The 14747-nt window shown below is 44.6% G+C and carries 12 protein-coding genes, 1 tRNA gene, 1 pseudogene and 1 riboswitch; of the genes and pseudogenes, 10 read left to right on the forward strand and 4 right to left on the reverse strand.

The features are described 5' to 3' along the window. The 8 genes from recJ to R2J37_RS06640 all read left to right on the forward strand — a co-directional run bounded on the left by recJ (position 1) and on the right by R2J37_RS06640 (position 10327). Entirely contained in the window at positions 1 to 1767 is a 1767-nt protein-coding gene (gene recJ / locus R2J37_RS06605) for a single-stranded-DNA-specific exonuclease RecJ (protein ID WP_316266769.1), read from the forward strand. 85 nt (positions 1768 to 1852) lie between these two features. Next, the gene (locus R2J37_RS06610) at positions 1853 to 2377 is read left to right on the forward strand and encodes an adenine phosphoribosyltransferase (RefSeq protein ID WP_316266771.1); all 525 of its coding nucleotides are present in this window, start codon (positions 1853 to 1855) and stop codon (positions 2375 to 2377) included. A 50-nt stretch (positions 2378 to 2427) separates the two neighbouring features. Beyond that, positions 2428 to 4776 carry a RelA/SpoT family protein gene (locus R2J37_RS06615; protein ID WP_230106510.1) on the forward strand — a complete coding sequence of 783 codons (2349 nt, stop codon included), beginning with the start codon at positions 2428 to 2430 and terminating at the stop codon, positions 4774 to 4776. A 26-nt stretch (positions 4777 to 4802) separates the two neighbouring features. Beyond that, positions 4803 to 5423, forward strand: coding sequence for an MBL fold metallo-hydrolase (locus tag R2J37_RS06620; RefSeq protein ID WP_230106509.1), 621 nt, complete (start codon positions 4803 to 4805; stop codon positions 5421 to 5423). A gap of 119 nt (positions 5424 to 5542) precedes the next feature. Continuing rightward, positions 5543 to 7018 (forward strand): coproporphyrinogen dehydrogenase HemZ, encoded by a 1476-nt coding sequence (hemZ, locus tag R2J37_RS06625; protein ID WP_316266773.1) that lies wholly within the window; start codon positions 5543 to 5545, stop codon positions 7016 to 7018. Next, a complete protein-coding gene (gene hisS, locus R2J37_RS06630; protein WP_256195351.1) occupies positions 7003 to 8274 on the forward strand; it encodes a histidine--tRNA ligase in 1272 nt (423 codons plus the stop codon). The genes hemZ and hisS overlap by 16 nt, the downstream gene beginning before the upstream one ends. 18 nt (positions 8275 to 8292) lie before the next feature. Next, positions 8293 to 10098 (forward strand): aspartate--tRNA ligase, encoded by a 1806-nt coding sequence (gene aspS, locus R2J37_RS06635; RefSeq protein ID WP_316266776.1) that lies wholly within the window; start codon positions 8293 to 8295, stop codon positions 10096 to 10098. Positions 10099 to 10254: 156 nt separating this feature from the next. Further along, positions 10255 to 10327, forward strand: a tRNA-Gly gene (locus R2J37_RS06640). Between the two features lie 270 nt (positions 10328 to 10597). On the opposite strand, the pseudogene R2J37_RS15285 reads toward R2J37_RS06640, so the two are convergent. The 4 genes and pseudogenes from R2J37_RS15285 to R2J37_RS06655 all read right to left on the reverse strand — a co-directional run. After that, positions 10598 to 10684: pseudogene (locus tag R2J37_RS15285) on the reverse strand (hypothetical protein); the annotation flags it as partial. Between the two features lie 17 nt (positions 10685 to 10701). Further along, positions 10702 to 11181: an MGMT family protein gene (locus tag R2J37_RS06645; RefSeq protein WP_230106505.1), complete on the reverse strand. Its 480-nt coding sequence runs from the start codon at positions 11179 to 11181 to the stop codon at positions 10702 to 10704. A 219-nt stretch (positions 11182 to 11400) separates the two neighbouring features. Next, a complete protein-coding gene (locus R2J37_RS06650; protein WP_230106504.1) occupies positions 11401 to 11940 on the reverse strand; it encodes a flavodoxin domain-containing protein in 540 nt (179 codons plus the stop codon). A gap of 2 nt (positions 11941 to 11942) precedes the next feature. After that, positions 11943 to 12434 carry a MarR family winged helix-turn-helix transcriptional regulator gene (locus tag R2J37_RS06655; RefSeq protein WP_316266778.1) on the reverse strand — a complete coding sequence of 164 codons (492 nt, stop codon included), beginning with the start codon at positions 12432 to 12434 and terminating at the stop codon, positions 11943 to 11945. A 187-nt stretch (positions 12435 to 12621) separates the two neighbouring features. Between R2J37_RS06655 and R2J37_RS06660 the strand changes: the two genes are divergently transcribed. Together R2J37_RS06660 and R2J37_RS06665 are read left to right on the forward strand one after the other, a co-directional pair. Further along, positions 12622 to 13908 (forward strand): homoserine dehydrogenase, encoded by a 1287-nt coding sequence (locus R2J37_RS06660; protein ID WP_230106502.1) that lies wholly within the window; start codon positions 12622 to 12624, stop codon positions 13906 to 13908. Between the two features lie 105 nt (positions 13909 to 14013). After that, positions 14014 to 14113, forward strand: a riboswitch (THF riboswitch). A 67-nt stretch (positions 14114 to 14180) separates the two neighbouring features. Continuing rightward, the gene (locus tag R2J37_RS06665) at positions 14181 to 14744 is read left to right on the forward strand and encodes a folate family ECF transporter S component (protein WP_256195358.1); all 564 of its coding nucleotides are present in this window, start codon (positions 14181 to 14183) and stop codon (positions 14742 to 14744) included. Positions 14745 to 14747 lie beyond the last annotated feature (3 nt).

Here is a 14747-nt window from a genome sequence, read left to right on the forward strand (position 1 = left end):
ATGGAGCGTTGGGTTTTACTTAGAAAGGGAGCAGATTTTAAAAGTATCAGCAGAAAATTCCATATCAGTCCCTATCTGGCAGTACTTGTAAGAAATCGGGGAATTATCGGAGATCAGGCAATACAGGATTATCTCTATGGAACGATTGCCGATCTGTATGATGGGATGCTGATGAAAGATATGGACAAAGCGGTAGAGATTCTTTTGGAAAAGATCCGGGAGGGAGCCAGAATCCGTATCATCGGGGATTATGATATTGATGGAGTAAATGCGACTTATATATTGATGGAAGGCCTGCGGGGACTTGGGGCAGTAGTAGACATTGATATTCCGGACCGCATGACGGATGGTTACGGGATCAATCAAAATCTCATTGAGCGGGCAAAAGAAGCCGGGGCAGACACGATCATAACCTGTGACAATGGAATTGCAGCAGCGGAGGAGATTGCCTATGGAAAGAGCCTTGGGATGACCATTGTTGTGACAGATCATCACGAGATTCCCTACCGGGAGGAAAATGGGGAGAGAAAGTATGTCCTTCCTCCGGCTGATGCAGTGGTGGACCCTAAGAGAGCGGACTGCCTCTATCCCTTCAAGGGGCTGTGCGGAGCGGCCGTTGCCTATAAACTGATGGAAGCTTTGTATGAAGCTTCGGGGAAAGATTCGGCAGATATCGATTATCTGATGGAAGAAGTGGCGATTGCAACAGTGGGAGATGTGATGGATCTTACAGGGGAGAATCGGGTCTTTGTCAGGCAGGGACTGGAAATGCTGCAGTCTACCTCTAATCTGGGACTGAAAGCTCTTATGGAATGTACAAAGATCGATCCTGCCAGAATCAGCAGCTATCATATCGGCTTTGTCATGGGGCCCTGTATGAATGCAAGTGGAAGGCTGGATACGGCCAAAAGAGCGCTGGAGCTTCTGGATGCCGGAACAAAGGCGGAAGCGGATATTCTGGCAGGAGATCTGAAAGCGTTGAATGACAGCAGGAAAGATATGACAGAGGACGCAGTAAAGCAGGCCATGGAACTGGTAGAACAAACAGCAGCAGGGCGAGACAAAGTACTTGTCCTTTATCTGCCAAAGTGCCATGAAAGTCTGGCCGGGATTGTGGCGGGGCGTATCAGGGAATATTATTATAAGCCGGTTTTTGTACTGACAGATTCAGGAGAGGAAGTAAAAGGTTCCGGACGTTCCATCGAAGCCTATCATATGTATGAAGAGCTGAATAAGTGCAGCGCTCTTCTGACGCGGTTCGGAGGTCATAAACTGGCAGCAGGACTGTCTCTTCCAAGAAAAAATGTAGAGCGGTTCCGTCAGGGAATCAATGCAGTCTGTACTTTGAAAGAGGAGGACATGCAGGAAAAGGTATCCATTGATATGGAGCTTCCTTTCGCACAGGTGACAGAAGAGTTTATAAAGGAACTGGAGCTGTTGGAGCCTTTTGGAAAAGGGAATCCGAAACCGGTTTTTGCGCAAAGACAAGTGGAAGTTCTCGCAGCTCGTCTGATTGGAAAGAAGAGAAACATGCTGCGGATGCAGGTGAGGGACAGCTATGGTACTTCTATGGAGGCAGTATATTTTGGAGATGCTTCGGCTTACTTGGATGAAGTGGAACGGCATTATGGAGCGGAAGTAAAGAAGAATTTTTTTGCCGGGGCCTGTCAGAGGATACGTATGTCCGTCACTTATTATCCGGGTATCAATGAATATATGGGAGAGAAGAGGGTACAGATTACGCTGACCCATTATCAGATCACGTAAGGCTTGCTCTTGCCAATAAAGGGGAATTAATGCTATACTAAAATATAGTGTTAACTTCGGAAATATATGATAGGAGGGCTTGACAATGAAGCCGATAGAAGAATATGTAACAAGTATTCCGGATTTTCCGGAAGAGGGGATTATTTTCAGAGATGTGACCAGTGTGCTGCAAGATGCGGACGGGCTGCACCTTGCAGTGGATCTGATGCAGGAGAAACTGGAAGGGATAGATTTTGACGTTGTTGTAGGACCAGAGTCCAGAGGCTTTATTTTCGGAGTCCCCATTGCTTATAATCTGAGAAAACCGTTTATTCCGGTTCGTAAAAAAGGAAAGCTTCCAAGAGAGACAGTTTCCATTGAATACGAGTTGGAATATGGAACGGCATCTATTGAAATGCACCGTGACTCTATAAAGCCGGGAGAAAAGGTTGTGATCATCGACGACCTGATGGCCACCGGAGGAACGACAGAAGCAATCGTGAAGCTGGTGGAAGGCCTTGGAGGAGAGGTAGTAAAGATAGTATTTCTTATGGAACTGGCTGGACTGAAAGGCCGGGACAGGCTGGGTGATTATGATCTGGACTCTGTCATTATTTATCCGGGTAAATAAGAATTGTTTGTAGAGTGTGAAAGAAAAGGAAGAGAAAGGAGGGAATTGATATGGCGGGGATCACGACATATGAATCTGACAGCCGTAACCGGATAGCGCCGGAATCCATTATGGAAAATCAGATGCTGGGACTGGAGATCGTTGACGGACATGCAGTAAAAGCACCTGCTGATTACCAGGATCCGGATGAGCTTTATCGAATGCTGATCGGACGGATACGCAAATATCATCCTTCTACAGATGTGTCTATGGTGGAAAAGGCATATCGGATTGCGAAGAATGCTCATGAGGGACAGTGCAGGAAATCTGGTGAGCCATATATCATTCATCCTCTGTGGGTTGCGATCATCCTTGCAGATCTGGAGATGGACAAGGAGACGATTGTGGCAGGGATGCTCCATGATGTGGTGGAAGATACTGTCATGACGGAAGAAGGGATCAAGGAAGAATTTGGAGAAGAGGTGGCCCTTCTTGTTGACGGTGTGACGAAGTTGGGACAGCTGTCCTATTCATCGGATAAACTGGAAGTCCAGGCGGAAAATTTAAGAAAAATGTTCCTGGCTATGGCAAAGGATATCCGTGTCATCATCATAAAATTGGCAGACAGGCTGCACAATATGCGGACACTGCAGTTTATGCGTCCGGAGAAGCAGAAAGAAAAGGCAAAAGAGACTATGGACATCTATGCTCCGATCGCACAGAGACTTGGTATTTCCAAGATCAAGACGGAGCTGGATGACCTTGCGCTGAAATATTCGCAGCCGGAAGTCTTCTATGACCTTGTGGATCAGATCAACGCCCGCAAAACAGAGCGGGAAGAGTTTGTGCAGCAGATTGTAGAGGAAGTGTCGCAGCACATTAAAAATGCAGGCATCAAAGCTGAGATCAATGGAAGAGTAAAGCATTTTTTCAGTATCTATAAAAAGATGGTTAACCAGGATAAGACGGTGGATCAGATCTATGACCTTTTCGCGGTGCGCATTATTGTAGATTCCGTCAAGGACTGCTATGCGGCTCTTGGCGTGATCCATGAGATGTATACGCCCATACCGGGAAGGTTTAAGGATTATATCGCCATGCCTAAGGCAAATATGTATCAGTCCCTCCATACGACATTGATGAGTTCTGTGGGACAGCCCTTTGAAATACAGATCCGTACCCAGGAGATGCATAAAACAGCGGAATATGGTATTGCCGCTCATTGGAAATACAAGGAATCAAACGACGGAAAGAAGAATGTCAAGGCCCAGGAAGAAGAAAAGCTGAACTGGTTAAGACAGATCCTGGAATGGCAGAGAGATATGTCCGACAACCGGGAGTTCTTAAGTATGCTCAAAGGAGATCTGGATCTCTTTGCAGAAGATGTATACTGCTTTACTCCAAACGGGGATGTAAAGAGCCTGCCCAACGGATCGACGCCGGTGGATTTTGCCTATGCCATCCACAGCGCGGTGGGAAATAAGATGGTAGGCGCCAGGGTCAACGGGAAGCTGGTAAATATTGATTATAAGATTCAAAACGGAGACCGTATTGAAATTCTGACTTCTCAGAACTCCAGAGGACCAAGCAGAGACTGGCTCAATATTGTCAAAAGTACCCAGGCGAAGAATAAGATCAACCAGTGGTTCAAAAAAGAGTTTAAAGAAGAGAATATTATCCGCGGAAAAGAGATGGTGGCCGCTTACTGCAAGGCAAAAACCATTACTTTAAGCGATATCATGAAACCGAAATACCAGGAAGTTGTGCAGAAAAAGTACGGATTTCGGGATTGGGATTCGGTTCTTGCTGCCATCGGCCACGGAGGTTTGAAAGAAGGGCAGGTTGTAAACCGTCTTGTAGAGGAATATGGAAAAGAACATAAGCAGGAGATTACAGACGAGGTTGTTCTTGAAAAAGTGGCAGAGGCTGCGAAAAACAAAGTGCATATTGCCAAATCAAAGAGCGGAATCGTAGTAAAAGGAATTGACGATATGGCAGTGCGTTTTTCCAGATGCTGCAATCCGGTTCCGGGAGACGAGATTGTTGGCTTTGTGACCCGGGGAAGGGGGCTTTCCATTCACCGGACGGATTGTGTCAACATGCTTCATCTTACAGAAGCAGAAAGAGCCCGGCTCATCGATGCAGAGTGGGAGAGTGATGTGGCAGAGAAAGCCGGCGGCCAGTATTTGGCGGAAATTAAAATGTATGCTCATGACAGACAGGGACTTTTGATGGAAATGTCTAAAATTTTTACAGAGTGCAAAATAGATGTAAAATCTATGAATGTACGGACCAGCAAACAGGGAACGGCGACTATTGAGGCCGGATTTATCGTCCATGGACGGGAGGAGCTATCTTTGGTTGTGAAAAAATTAAGACAGCTGGAAGGCGTTATAGACATTGAGCGTGCAGTGGGATAGAAAATAAGATATGAGGTGAAAACAGCATGAAGATAGAAAAATTTGTCACGGGAATTATCAGTACTAATTGCTATGTCGTTTCCAATGAAGAGACAAAAGAGGCCGTCATTGTCGACCCGGCTGCATGCCCGCCTTCCATCCTCAATTATATAAAAGAGGAAGAACTGAAAGTAACGGCCATTTTACTGACGCATGGCCATTTTGACCATACGATGGGAATAGGAGGCTTTCTTGAAAAGTTTCCTGTGCCGGTTTATGTACATGAGAAGGAAGAAGACACCCTGAAGGATCCGGCGCTGAACCTCTCCGGGATTTATACAGCAGGATTCACTTTTTCCGATGTTACCTATATCAGGGACAATCAGGTGTTATCCCTTGCCGGATATGACTTCCTTGTACTCCATACGCCGGGCCATACACCTGGAGGAGTATGTTATTATGTGGAAAAAGAAAAAGTGCTGTTCAGCGGAGATACTCTGTTTCAGGGCTCTGTGGGAAGAACCGACTTCCCCAACAGCAGCATGTCAGATTTAGTTCGCGGGATCCGGGAGAAGATTTTCACTTTGCCGGACGATGTGAAAGTGTATCCGGGACATATGGGCGAGACTATGATCGGTTACGAAAGAGAACATAATCCGTTTGTTTAACGCAACTTGGGACGTAACAAACTTTAAAAGTGTTACGTCCCAAACTGCGTTAATCCCTGGGTAAAATTGCGAAATACCCCGGGTAAAACTGCGAAGGTGAAAGAAAGGCTGTAAATATTATGATTTTTTTGAGCTGTAAGGAAGATTTATATGCATACAATGCCTACCACCTGGTGAAGGCTTTTTTTTCGGAGGAGGAAGTGCATCAGACAGTGGATCAGGGGCTTGGGGAGACGCTCCGCATGAAGTTTCCGGATGGGCAGATTCTGACGGTTGAGGAGTGTGAGCTGTCTGGAATCGAGGATCGGAAGCAGAGAAAATATATGGTGGATGTGAAGCTCTACAAAGCCTGCCAAAGCTATACGAAGCGGGAACTGGCCTGGGGTATCCTGACAGGGGTGCGCCCTACAAAGCTTGCCATGCAGAAGCTGGAGGAAGGCATGGATGAGGAGGCATTTGTGGACTGGTTTACAAAAGACTCTTTTGTGACGCCCCAAAAGGCCAGACTTGCCTATGAGATTGCCGGACGCGAAAAACAGATCTTAAGCGGCCTGGACTGCCGGGATGGTTACAGCCTTTATGTAGGTATTCCTTTTTGCCCTTCGGTATGCAGCTACTGTTCCTTCAGTTCCGGTTCTGTCGATGCGTGGAAAGATCATATAGAAGCTTATGTGGATGCCCTGTTGAAGGAGCTGTCCTACATTGGGGAGAGGGCAAAAGAAAAAAATAAGAAACTGAACACGATCTATATTGGAGGAGGAACGCCGACTACTTTAAGCGAGGAGCAGCTGGACCGCCTGCTCACTCACATTGACCGGACGTTTTCACGGGAATTTCTCCTGGAATACACGGTGGAAGCCGGCCGGCCGGACAGTATTACGGAAGGGAAATTAAAGGTTTTAAGGCAGCATGAAATTACACGAATTTCCATCAATCCCCAGACGATGCAGCAAAAAACTCTGGATCTGATCGGGCGGAAACATACGGTGGAGGACATCCGGGAGACATACGCTCTTGCAAGAGAGCTGGGATTCGATAATATCAATATGGATCTGATCGCAGGGCTTCCCGGGGAGCGGGCGGAAGATATGAAAAATACGCTGTCCCAAATCTGTGAAATGGCCCCGGACAGCCTGACCGTCCACGCTCTTGCCATTAAGCGGGCGGCAAAAATGGGTCAGGAAAAGACAACTACGGGAACCATCGCTTCTTTGGAACATGCGCCGGTGAAAATGGGTGAGGAACTTCCCAAAATGATCGAGGAAGCTTATGAAGCTGCCGCAAAGATGGATCTTATGCCCTATTATCTGTACCGTCAGAAAAATATTGCCGGTAATTTTGAAAATGTTGGCTATGCAAAGGTTGACAAAGCGGGAATATACAATATACTTATTATGGAAGAAAAGCAGTCGATTATTGCAGCCGGAGCAGGCGCTTCTACAAAGATTCTTCTGGATGAGTCGATTATTGTTCCGGGAAGCAGGAATCAGAGAAAGACTACATTGATGCGGGTGGAAAATGTAAAAAATATCAAGGATTACATTGGACGTATTGATGAAATGATAGAACGAAAAGGAGAATGGCTATGGCGCTGAAGAAAAAACCGGTCACGGGAATGAAAGATATCCTTCCCAGAGAAATGGAAATCAGAGATTACGTGATCCAGATGATCAAAGACACCTATAAAACCTACGGATTCATGTCTATGGAAACTCCCTGCGTGGAGCACATTGAAAATCTGTGCAGCAAACAGGGCGGAGATAATGAAAAACTTATTTTCAAAATTTTGAAACGCGGGGAAAAGCTGAAAATTGCCGAGGCAACAGAGGAAGCGGATGTGGTGGACGGAGGTCTGCGCTATGATCTGACTGTGCCTCTTGCAAGATATTACTCCAATCATTCTAATGATCTGCCGTCTCCTTTTAAAGCGCTGCAGATCGGAAATGTATGGCGGGCGGACCGTCCGCAGAAAGGACGTTTCCGTCAGTTTATTCAGTGTGACATCGATATTCTTGGAGAGCCGGGCAACCTGGCAGAGATCGAACTGATCCTTGCCACTACAGCGATGCTTGGCAAAATGGGCTTCCGGAATTTTACCGTATGCATCAATGACCGCAATATCCTCAAAGCCATGGCCGCTTACAGCGGATTCGCGGAAAAGGACTTTGATGATGTATTTATCATTCTGGATAAGATGGACAAGATCGGTCCGGAAGCTGTGGCAGAAGAGCTGATGGAACTTGGATATGCAAAAGAAAATGTAGATACTTATCTTAAGCTCTTTGAAGAGACTCCTGAAGATGCAGGAGGTATCCGTTTCCTGAAGGAAAAGCTGGGAGATTTCCTCAAAGCAGAGACAGCAGACAGCATGGAAATGATCATGTCCAGCGTCGAGGCTGCAAAAGAAGCTGATTTTAAGATAAAATTCACTCCGACTATGGTGCGGGGACAGTCCTACTATACAGGAACGATTTTTGAAGTTGTGATGGACGACTTCGGCGGTTCCGTTGCCGGAGGAGGACGCTATGATAAGATGATCGGGAAGTTTACCGGCCAGGATACGCCGGCCTGCGGATTTTCAATCGGTTTTGAGAGAATTGTTATGCTTCTTCTGGAAAACGGATATGAAGTGCCCAGAAAAGGCGAGAAAAAGGCTTATCTTATGGAAAAGAACATGCCGAAAGAAGGCGTGCTGAAAGTGCTGGGACTTGCCAAGAAGGACAGAGAAGAAGGAAAACAGGTTCTGGTAGCGAATATGAAGAAAAATAAAAAATTTCAAAAGGAACAGCTTATGGGAGACGGATATGAGACGATCATAGATTGTTATGCAGATTCCGTGGACAAGCTGTAACAGGAGGAGAGAGAAACAATGGCAGAATCAATGCAGGGTTTAAAAAGAACCCACCGTTGTGGGGAACTGTCTGCAGCACAGATCGGTGAGAAAGTTACCGTGATGGGATGGGTGCAGAAGAACAGAAATAAAGGGGGACTGGTCTTTGTTGATGTGCGGGATCGTTCCGGAATCATTCAGGCTGTTTTTGAAGAAGGAAAAACAGAGGCGGCGCTTTTGGAAAAGGCAGCAAAGCTTCGTGCAGAATATGTAGTGGCAATTGTGGGAACAGTAGAGAAACGCTCCGGCGCTGTCAATGAAAATATTTCCACCGGAGAGATTGAGATCATCCCGGAAGAACTGCGTATTTTATCAGAAGCGGAAACACCTCCGTTTCAGGTAGAAGAAAATTCCAAAACAAAGGAAGAAGTGCGCTTGAAATACCGCTATCTGGACCTTAGAAGACCGGATATGCAGAGGAACCTGCTTATGAGAAGCCAGGTGGCTACACTGACAAGACAGTTTCTGGCAGAGGAAGGTTTTCTGGAGATAGAGACGCCTGTTCTTGTGGGAAGCACGCCGGAAGGAGCCAGGGATTATCTTGTGCCGAGCCGTATCCATCATGGACATTTTTATGCGCTTCCACAGTCTCCGCAGCTTTTTAAGCAGCTTTTGATGTGCTCCGGATGTGACCGCTATTTCCAACTTGCAAAATGTTTCCGTGATGAAGATCTGCGTGCGGATCGCCAGCCGGAATTTACCCAGATCGACATGGAGCTTTCCTTTGTGGATGTGGATGATGTGATCGATGTCAATGAGAGGCTTCTGAAGAAACTTTTCCATGAAGTGCTGGGTGTGGAGGTGTCTCTTCCAATCCCGCGGATGACCTGGCAGGAGGCTATGGACCGCTTCGGTTCCGATAAGCCGGATATCCGTTTTGGTATGGAGCTTCATGATGTGACAGAAGTTGTCAAAGACTGTGAGTTTGTTGTATTTAAAGGGGCTATTGAAAACGGCGGAACTGTCCGGGGAATCAACGCCAAAGGGCAGGGCGCAATGCCGAGAAAGAAAATTGACAAGCTGGTGGATTTTGCAAAAGATTTCGGTGCAAAAGGCCTCGCTTATATTGCTATCCAGGAGGATGGAACGGTAAAATCCTCTTTTGCGAAATTTATGAAAGAAGAAGAAATGACAGCCCTTATTCAGGCAATGGAGGGAGAGAACGGAGACTTTCTTTTGTTTGCAGCTGATAAAAATAAAGTTGTCTGGGATGTTCTTGGAAATCTCCGACTTGAGCTGGCGCGCCAGATGGAACTGCTGGATAAAAACGAGTATAAATTTATCTGGATCACAGAATTTCCGCTTCTTGAGTGGAGTGAAGAGCAGAACCGTTATACGGCAATGCACCATCCATTTACAATGCCTATGGAAGAAGATCTGCAGTATATTGATACAGATCCGGGAAGAGTCCGTGCAAAGGCTTATGACATTGTTCTGAACGGAAACGAGATCGGCGGAGGAAGCGTCCGTATCTTTAATCAGGAAATACAGAGCAAAATGTTCGAGGTGCTGGGCTTTACGCCCGAACAGGCCGAGGAGCAGTTCGGATTCCTTTTGAATGCGTTTAAATACGGAGTGCCGCCTCATGCAGGACTGGCATATGGTCTGGACCGTCTTGTCATGCTGATGGCAAAAGAGGACAGTATCCGTGATGTAATCGCCTTCCCTAAGGTGAAAGATGCATCAGATCTTATGACAGAAGCGCCTACGCCGGTAGATCAAAAACAGCTGGATGAGCTGGGACTTCAGATTGTAAGAGAAGAAAAGAAAGAAATCCAGGAATAGAAGCCTGTTTTGGCAGGCGCCGAAGAAAAAACGGCGTCTGCCAGGACTGTAAAAAGCAGGGAAAAAATAAATAAAAAAGTTTGAAAAAAGTGTTGACAAACAAAACATCATATAGTATATTATTTATTGTTCTGATGAACACGAACTACAAGATATGCGACAGTGGCTCAGTTGGTAGAGTACGACCTTGCCAAGGTCGGGGTCGCGGGTTCGAGCCCCGTCTGTCGCTTCAGAAAGCACCGAAAAGAAAGGGATCCGATAGTTGATGTTCTCAAGTGTAATCAAAGGTGTAATCAATCGGTGCTATTAGCAGATGGCTATTAAAATGATTATCTGATTTTAGGTAATGATTTTAGTAGCCATTTTACTATTATTGGTAAATCGTAAAAAAACAACTTTTTTCGTATCTTCTCATAAGTCCTCGAATTGCCGACATATCCTTATTTCTCAAGGGCTATCGGTTCTTCGTATTCTTGATTTGCCCCTGTTTTTGATGTATGAGCATATAATCGGGATTGGCTTTTAATATATCACGAATAATCGCTAATGCGTCGGTGGTAGGAAAGCGGACAAGAAAGTAATCAATTTTTGCACAAACTTGAATTACTTCAAATCAAAGAGAGAATTTTCATAATCCTTTACATAGTATCGTATATTTTTACGACCTTTTTGAATAATAGTATGTCCTTCTGCTTCTAATTTCTCTTTCTGTGCTTCAATACCATTTGGATATTTAGCATTTAGTTCTCCGTTTGCTTTCAATGTTCTCCAATAAGGCGTTTCATCTTCTAAACGCTGATAACTCGCCCATGCAACAATGGAAACAAAAATTCCTGCTGTAATCGGCTCTGTAAAATCAGCACCACTCAATTCTGCAAAGTATTTCCGTATTTCCCCAACGGTAATTATTTTACCATACGGAATTTTTTTCATTACTTTGTCATAGTCGATTGGTGGTGCAAAATACATTTTATTTCCACCATATTTTTCAATGCTTTTCTTGTCTGTAATGATTTGAAATTTTGGCATATCCTTATTATCGTGCAGCATAGCATTAAAATCTTTTTTATTTTCGTTTGCCATTTTGACACCTCCTACTTTAAGGATAGACTGTTTGTTATTCCTATGCAATGAGGCTGTTTGAAAAAATAGATAATTTATCTGTACCAACATTATATCACGCTCTTCTAAGCGTTGCCATTCTGTTTCGCTGCATAGAAAAAGACACTCTGTTTCAAGTGCCGTTCTTCCATAATTTTGTATAACTTTCTATTGAATAGAGGAAAATTTATTTATAGTAAGCTAAGTTGCAGACCGGACGTTGAGGTAATCAAAAAGAGGTTCCAGATAAGCTCTGTCTGTCCAGTCACAGCTTTTACCATCCGCTTCCAGGAAAGCTTCCATCCATGGTTCCAATGTCTCTGGTTTGCTTTTCTGAAGCGATTTTTTTAACATTCTGCACAGAGTTCTGTCCTTAAAGCTCATGACAGATTCATCGTATGCTCCCCGCCCATAAAACATGGTGACAGAAAAGGAGAGATCCTTTAAATTTTGCTTTTTAAGTTCTTCAAATGTTTTGGGATAAAAAGGACTTGCGCCGACGGCAAAGATAACCACATTTTTATCCGAAAGAAAACGCTGATTCCGCCGGATATCTTTCATAACGGATATCCCTCCTGCATATATGCCGCCTGCCGCAATAATAAAATCATAATGCTCCGCCTGATGAAAAGGAAAATTTCCTATTTCGAAGACGTCACAGGCCAGTTCCTCTTTTAACATATCAGCATACTTTTTGGTTGAACCATATTTAGAACGATACAATACTAAAATTCTGCTCATACTTAGTTCTCCTTTTTTCCTGTTTTTGATTCCAGATTTTCAATCCCTTTGTAGAGTTTCATCATTAACCGGAAGAGTTGTGCGATCTCTTCTTTAGAGTAGACTTCAAAAAGAAAGCGCAGATCCTCTTGATATGTAGTAAATACATTTTCAAAATAGTCATTTAGTTTGCTTGTAGGGTAAATGCTGGAAGCACGTGCATCCTGCTGACAGGGGGCGATTGTAACGAATCCCTTCTTTTCCAGTGCGAGGGCAAGCTTTTTGATATTCTGTCTGGAACAGCCAAGGAGGCGTCCAAGCTGGGTGAAAGTAGGATGATTCTTCGATTGCCTTACCATAGTCAGGAGCATGAACTGCTTCAGGGACAGTTCCGGGATGGTGTTGTCAAATATGGTCTGCAGTCTGTTTTCAACGATGAACAGCGTACTGAACAGTGCTTTGCATTGATTTTCTGTTGAATCAGAAAATTTTTGAATGAGATCATTGATTTCCATACGTCCTCCGTTGAGTGGATAGGAAGAAAACCCTATCTAAAATAGTAACTTATTACTAATATGATAGCAACTAGTTACGTATTTGTCAATAAAGGAAAACAGAAGAATAGATTTGTTAATGATTTATTTATTCTGGAAGAACCATAGTAACTGTGCTATACTTTACGACATGAAACGGAGGGAGCATATGACAGAACGAAAGATAATCAAGGCAGGGCTGCTTGGCCTTGGAACAGTAGGAACCGGTGTCTACAAACTTGCCAAGAGACAGAAGGAAGAAATAGAGAAAAAAACAGGTGTTTCTTTGCAGATTGAGGGTATCCTTGTACATAATATTGAAAAGAAGAGAGAAGGAGTGGATCCAAGTCTTCTGACAGATAATTACAGAGATCTTACTGGAAATGAGGAAATCTCAGTTATCATTGAGGTGATGGGAGGTATTGAGCCGGCGAAAACCATTATTCTGGAGGCGATGCGCGCAGGCAAAAGCGTAGTGACAGCCAATAAGGATCTGGTAGCGGTTCACGGAGCACAGTTATATGAAACAGCGGCGGAAAACGGAGTGGATTTTCTTTTTGAGGCAGCTGTGGCAGGAGGGATTCCCATTATCCGTCCTCTCAAACAGTGTCTGGCCGGAAACGAAATATCCGATGCAGTGGGAATTGTCAACGGAACGACCAACTATATTCTCACACGCATGTTTGAAGATAATATGGAATTTCAGGAAGCCTTGGATCAGGCAACAGAGCTTGGCTATGCGGAGGCGGATCCCACAGCGGATATTCAGGGCCTGGATGCAGGAAGAAAGATAGCCATCCTTGCCTCTACAGCCTTTCACTCCAGAGTTGTGTTTGATGATGTATACACAGAAGGAATTACCAAAATCACTGCAAGAGATATCCGGTATGCAAAAGAATTTGACAGTGTTATTAAATTGCTGGGCATTGCCCGGCAGAGGGACGGACAGATTGAAGCGGCCGTGTATCCCATGTTGATTTCCAAAGATCATCCGCTTGCCACAGTAAGGGATTCTTTTAATGCAGTGTTTGTGCATGGAGATGCGGTAGATGATGTGATGTTCTACGGACGGGGAGCAGGCGAATTTCCCACAGCCAGCGCTGTCATGGGAGATGTGATCGATGTAATACGCAATATGCAGTACGGCTGCACAGGGCGGATCGGCTGTACCTGTTACCGCACAACTCCTGTGAAAAATCCGGGAGATATCAAAAATAAGTTTTTCATCCGAATGCAGGTGGTAAATAAGCCGGGTGTACTGGCTGCCATTGCAGGAGAACTGGCTACTCATAAGGTGAGCATTTCCAAGGTGGTGCAGAAGGTAATTAAAAGCGGAATGGCTGAACTTGTTATAGGAACAGAAGAGGTAAAAGAGTACCATATGGCAGATGCGCTGAATGATCTGAAAAAGCTTGATGTCGTACATGAAATCAGCAGCGTAATCCGTGAATATTAGGTTGGAGTAAAAAAATAGTCAGAAAGCATTGTTTCATGGCAAGAAGTGTGCTAGAATAAAACAAAATCATCATAGTATTTGGATGAACACAAACAAAAAAGGAAGAGCAGAGTAGGAATGTGTGCGTTAAGTGCCGGCTGGACGGGGAGTTGCCAGCGGGACGAAAAGCAAGAAGCTTGCGGTACATGTTCCGCATCCCGCTGCTACACATAGACAGAAATACCTGCTTATGGGTAGCTGAAAGGACTACTGCGAAAAGGAGGTATTTTTTTATGAAAAAAACAAAAAAATTATTTGCAGATTCACTTCATGAATTTCAGGATGTCAGAAAACTTGCGGTTATGGCAATGCTGCTTGCGCTGGCGGTTGTGTTGGGATTTTATGCTACGATTCAGATTGGGGATTTTTTGAGAATTGGATTTGCATTTATCCCAAATGAATTGACGGGAATGTTGTTTGGACCGGTAGCGGGAGGATTTATGGGAGCGATCGCCGATATTGCTAAATACGCAGTAAAACCCATCGGAGCATTTTTCCCGGGATTTACGATCAGCGGCTTGCTGGCCGGCCTGATCTATGGCGTTGTGCTCTATAAAAAGCCGGTGAGCCTGAAGAGGATTATTGTGGCAAACACACTTGTGACAGTTTTTGTGAATCTGCTTTTAAATACGTACTGGCTTACGCTTCTTTATGGAAATGCCTTTGCAGTACTGCTCCCGGCCAGAATTATAAAAGAAGCGATTCTGCTTCCGATAGATATTGTGTTGTTTTTTACAGTTGCCAGAGTGCTTGGAAGGACGCAGATATTTTCTGTATTTGCCAGACCAGCCAGATAAGAA

The sequence above is a fragment of the Claveliimonas bilis genome (genome assembly GCF_030296775.1).
Lineage (GTDB): Bacteria > Bacillota > Clostridia > Lachnospirales > Lachnospiraceae > Claveliimonas > Claveliimonas bilis.

Excerpts from the sequence above, each read along its gene's own strand:
- R2J37_RS06655 (WP_316266778.1), bottom strand. The coding sequence starts at position 12,434 with ATGGAAATCAATGATCTCATTCAAAAATTTTCTGATTCAACAGAAAAT.
- R2J37_RS06615 (WP_230106510.1), top strand. The coding sequence starts at position 2,428 with ATGGCGGGGATCACGACATATGAATCTGACAGCCGTAACCGGATAGCG.
- R2J37_RS06665 (WP_256195358.1), top strand. The coding sequence starts at position 14,181 with ATGAAAAAAACAAAAAAATTATTTGCAGATTCACTTCATGAATTTCAG.
- recJ (WP_316266769.1), top strand. The coding sequence starts at position 1 with ATGGAGCGTTGGGTTTTACTTAGAAAGGGAGCAGATTTTAAAAGTATC.
- R2J37_RS06660 (WP_230106502.1), top strand. The coding sequence starts at position 12,622 with ATGACAGAACGAAAGATAATCAAGGCAGGGCTGCTTGGCCTTGGAACA.
- R2J37_RS06650 (WP_230106504.1), bottom strand. The coding sequence starts at position 11,940 with ATGAGCAGAATTTTAGTATTGTATCGTTCTAAATATGGTTCAACCAAA.
- hisS (WP_256195351.1), top strand. The coding sequence starts at position 7,003 with ATGGCTATGGCGCTGAAGAAAAAACCGGTCACGGGAATGAAAGATATC.
- hemZ (WP_316266773.1), top strand. The coding sequence starts at position 5,543 with ATGATTTTTTTGAGCTGTAAGGAAGATTTATATGCATACAATGCCTAC.
- R2J37_RS06610 (WP_316266771.1), top strand. The coding sequence starts at position 1,853 with ATGAAGCCGATAGAAGAATATGTAACAAGTATTCCGGATTTTCCGGAA.
- R2J37_RS06620 (WP_230106509.1), top strand. The coding sequence starts at position 4,803 with ATGAAGATAGAAAAATTTGTCACGGGAATTATCAGTACTAATTGCTAT.
- aspS (WP_316266776.1), top strand. The coding sequence starts at position 8,293 with ATGGCAGAATCAATGCAGGGTTTAAAAAGAACCCACCGTTGTGGGGAA.
- R2J37_RS06645 (WP_230106505.1), bottom strand. The coding sequence starts at position 11,181 with ATGGCAAACGAAAATAAAAAAGATTTTAATGCTATGCTGCACGATAAT.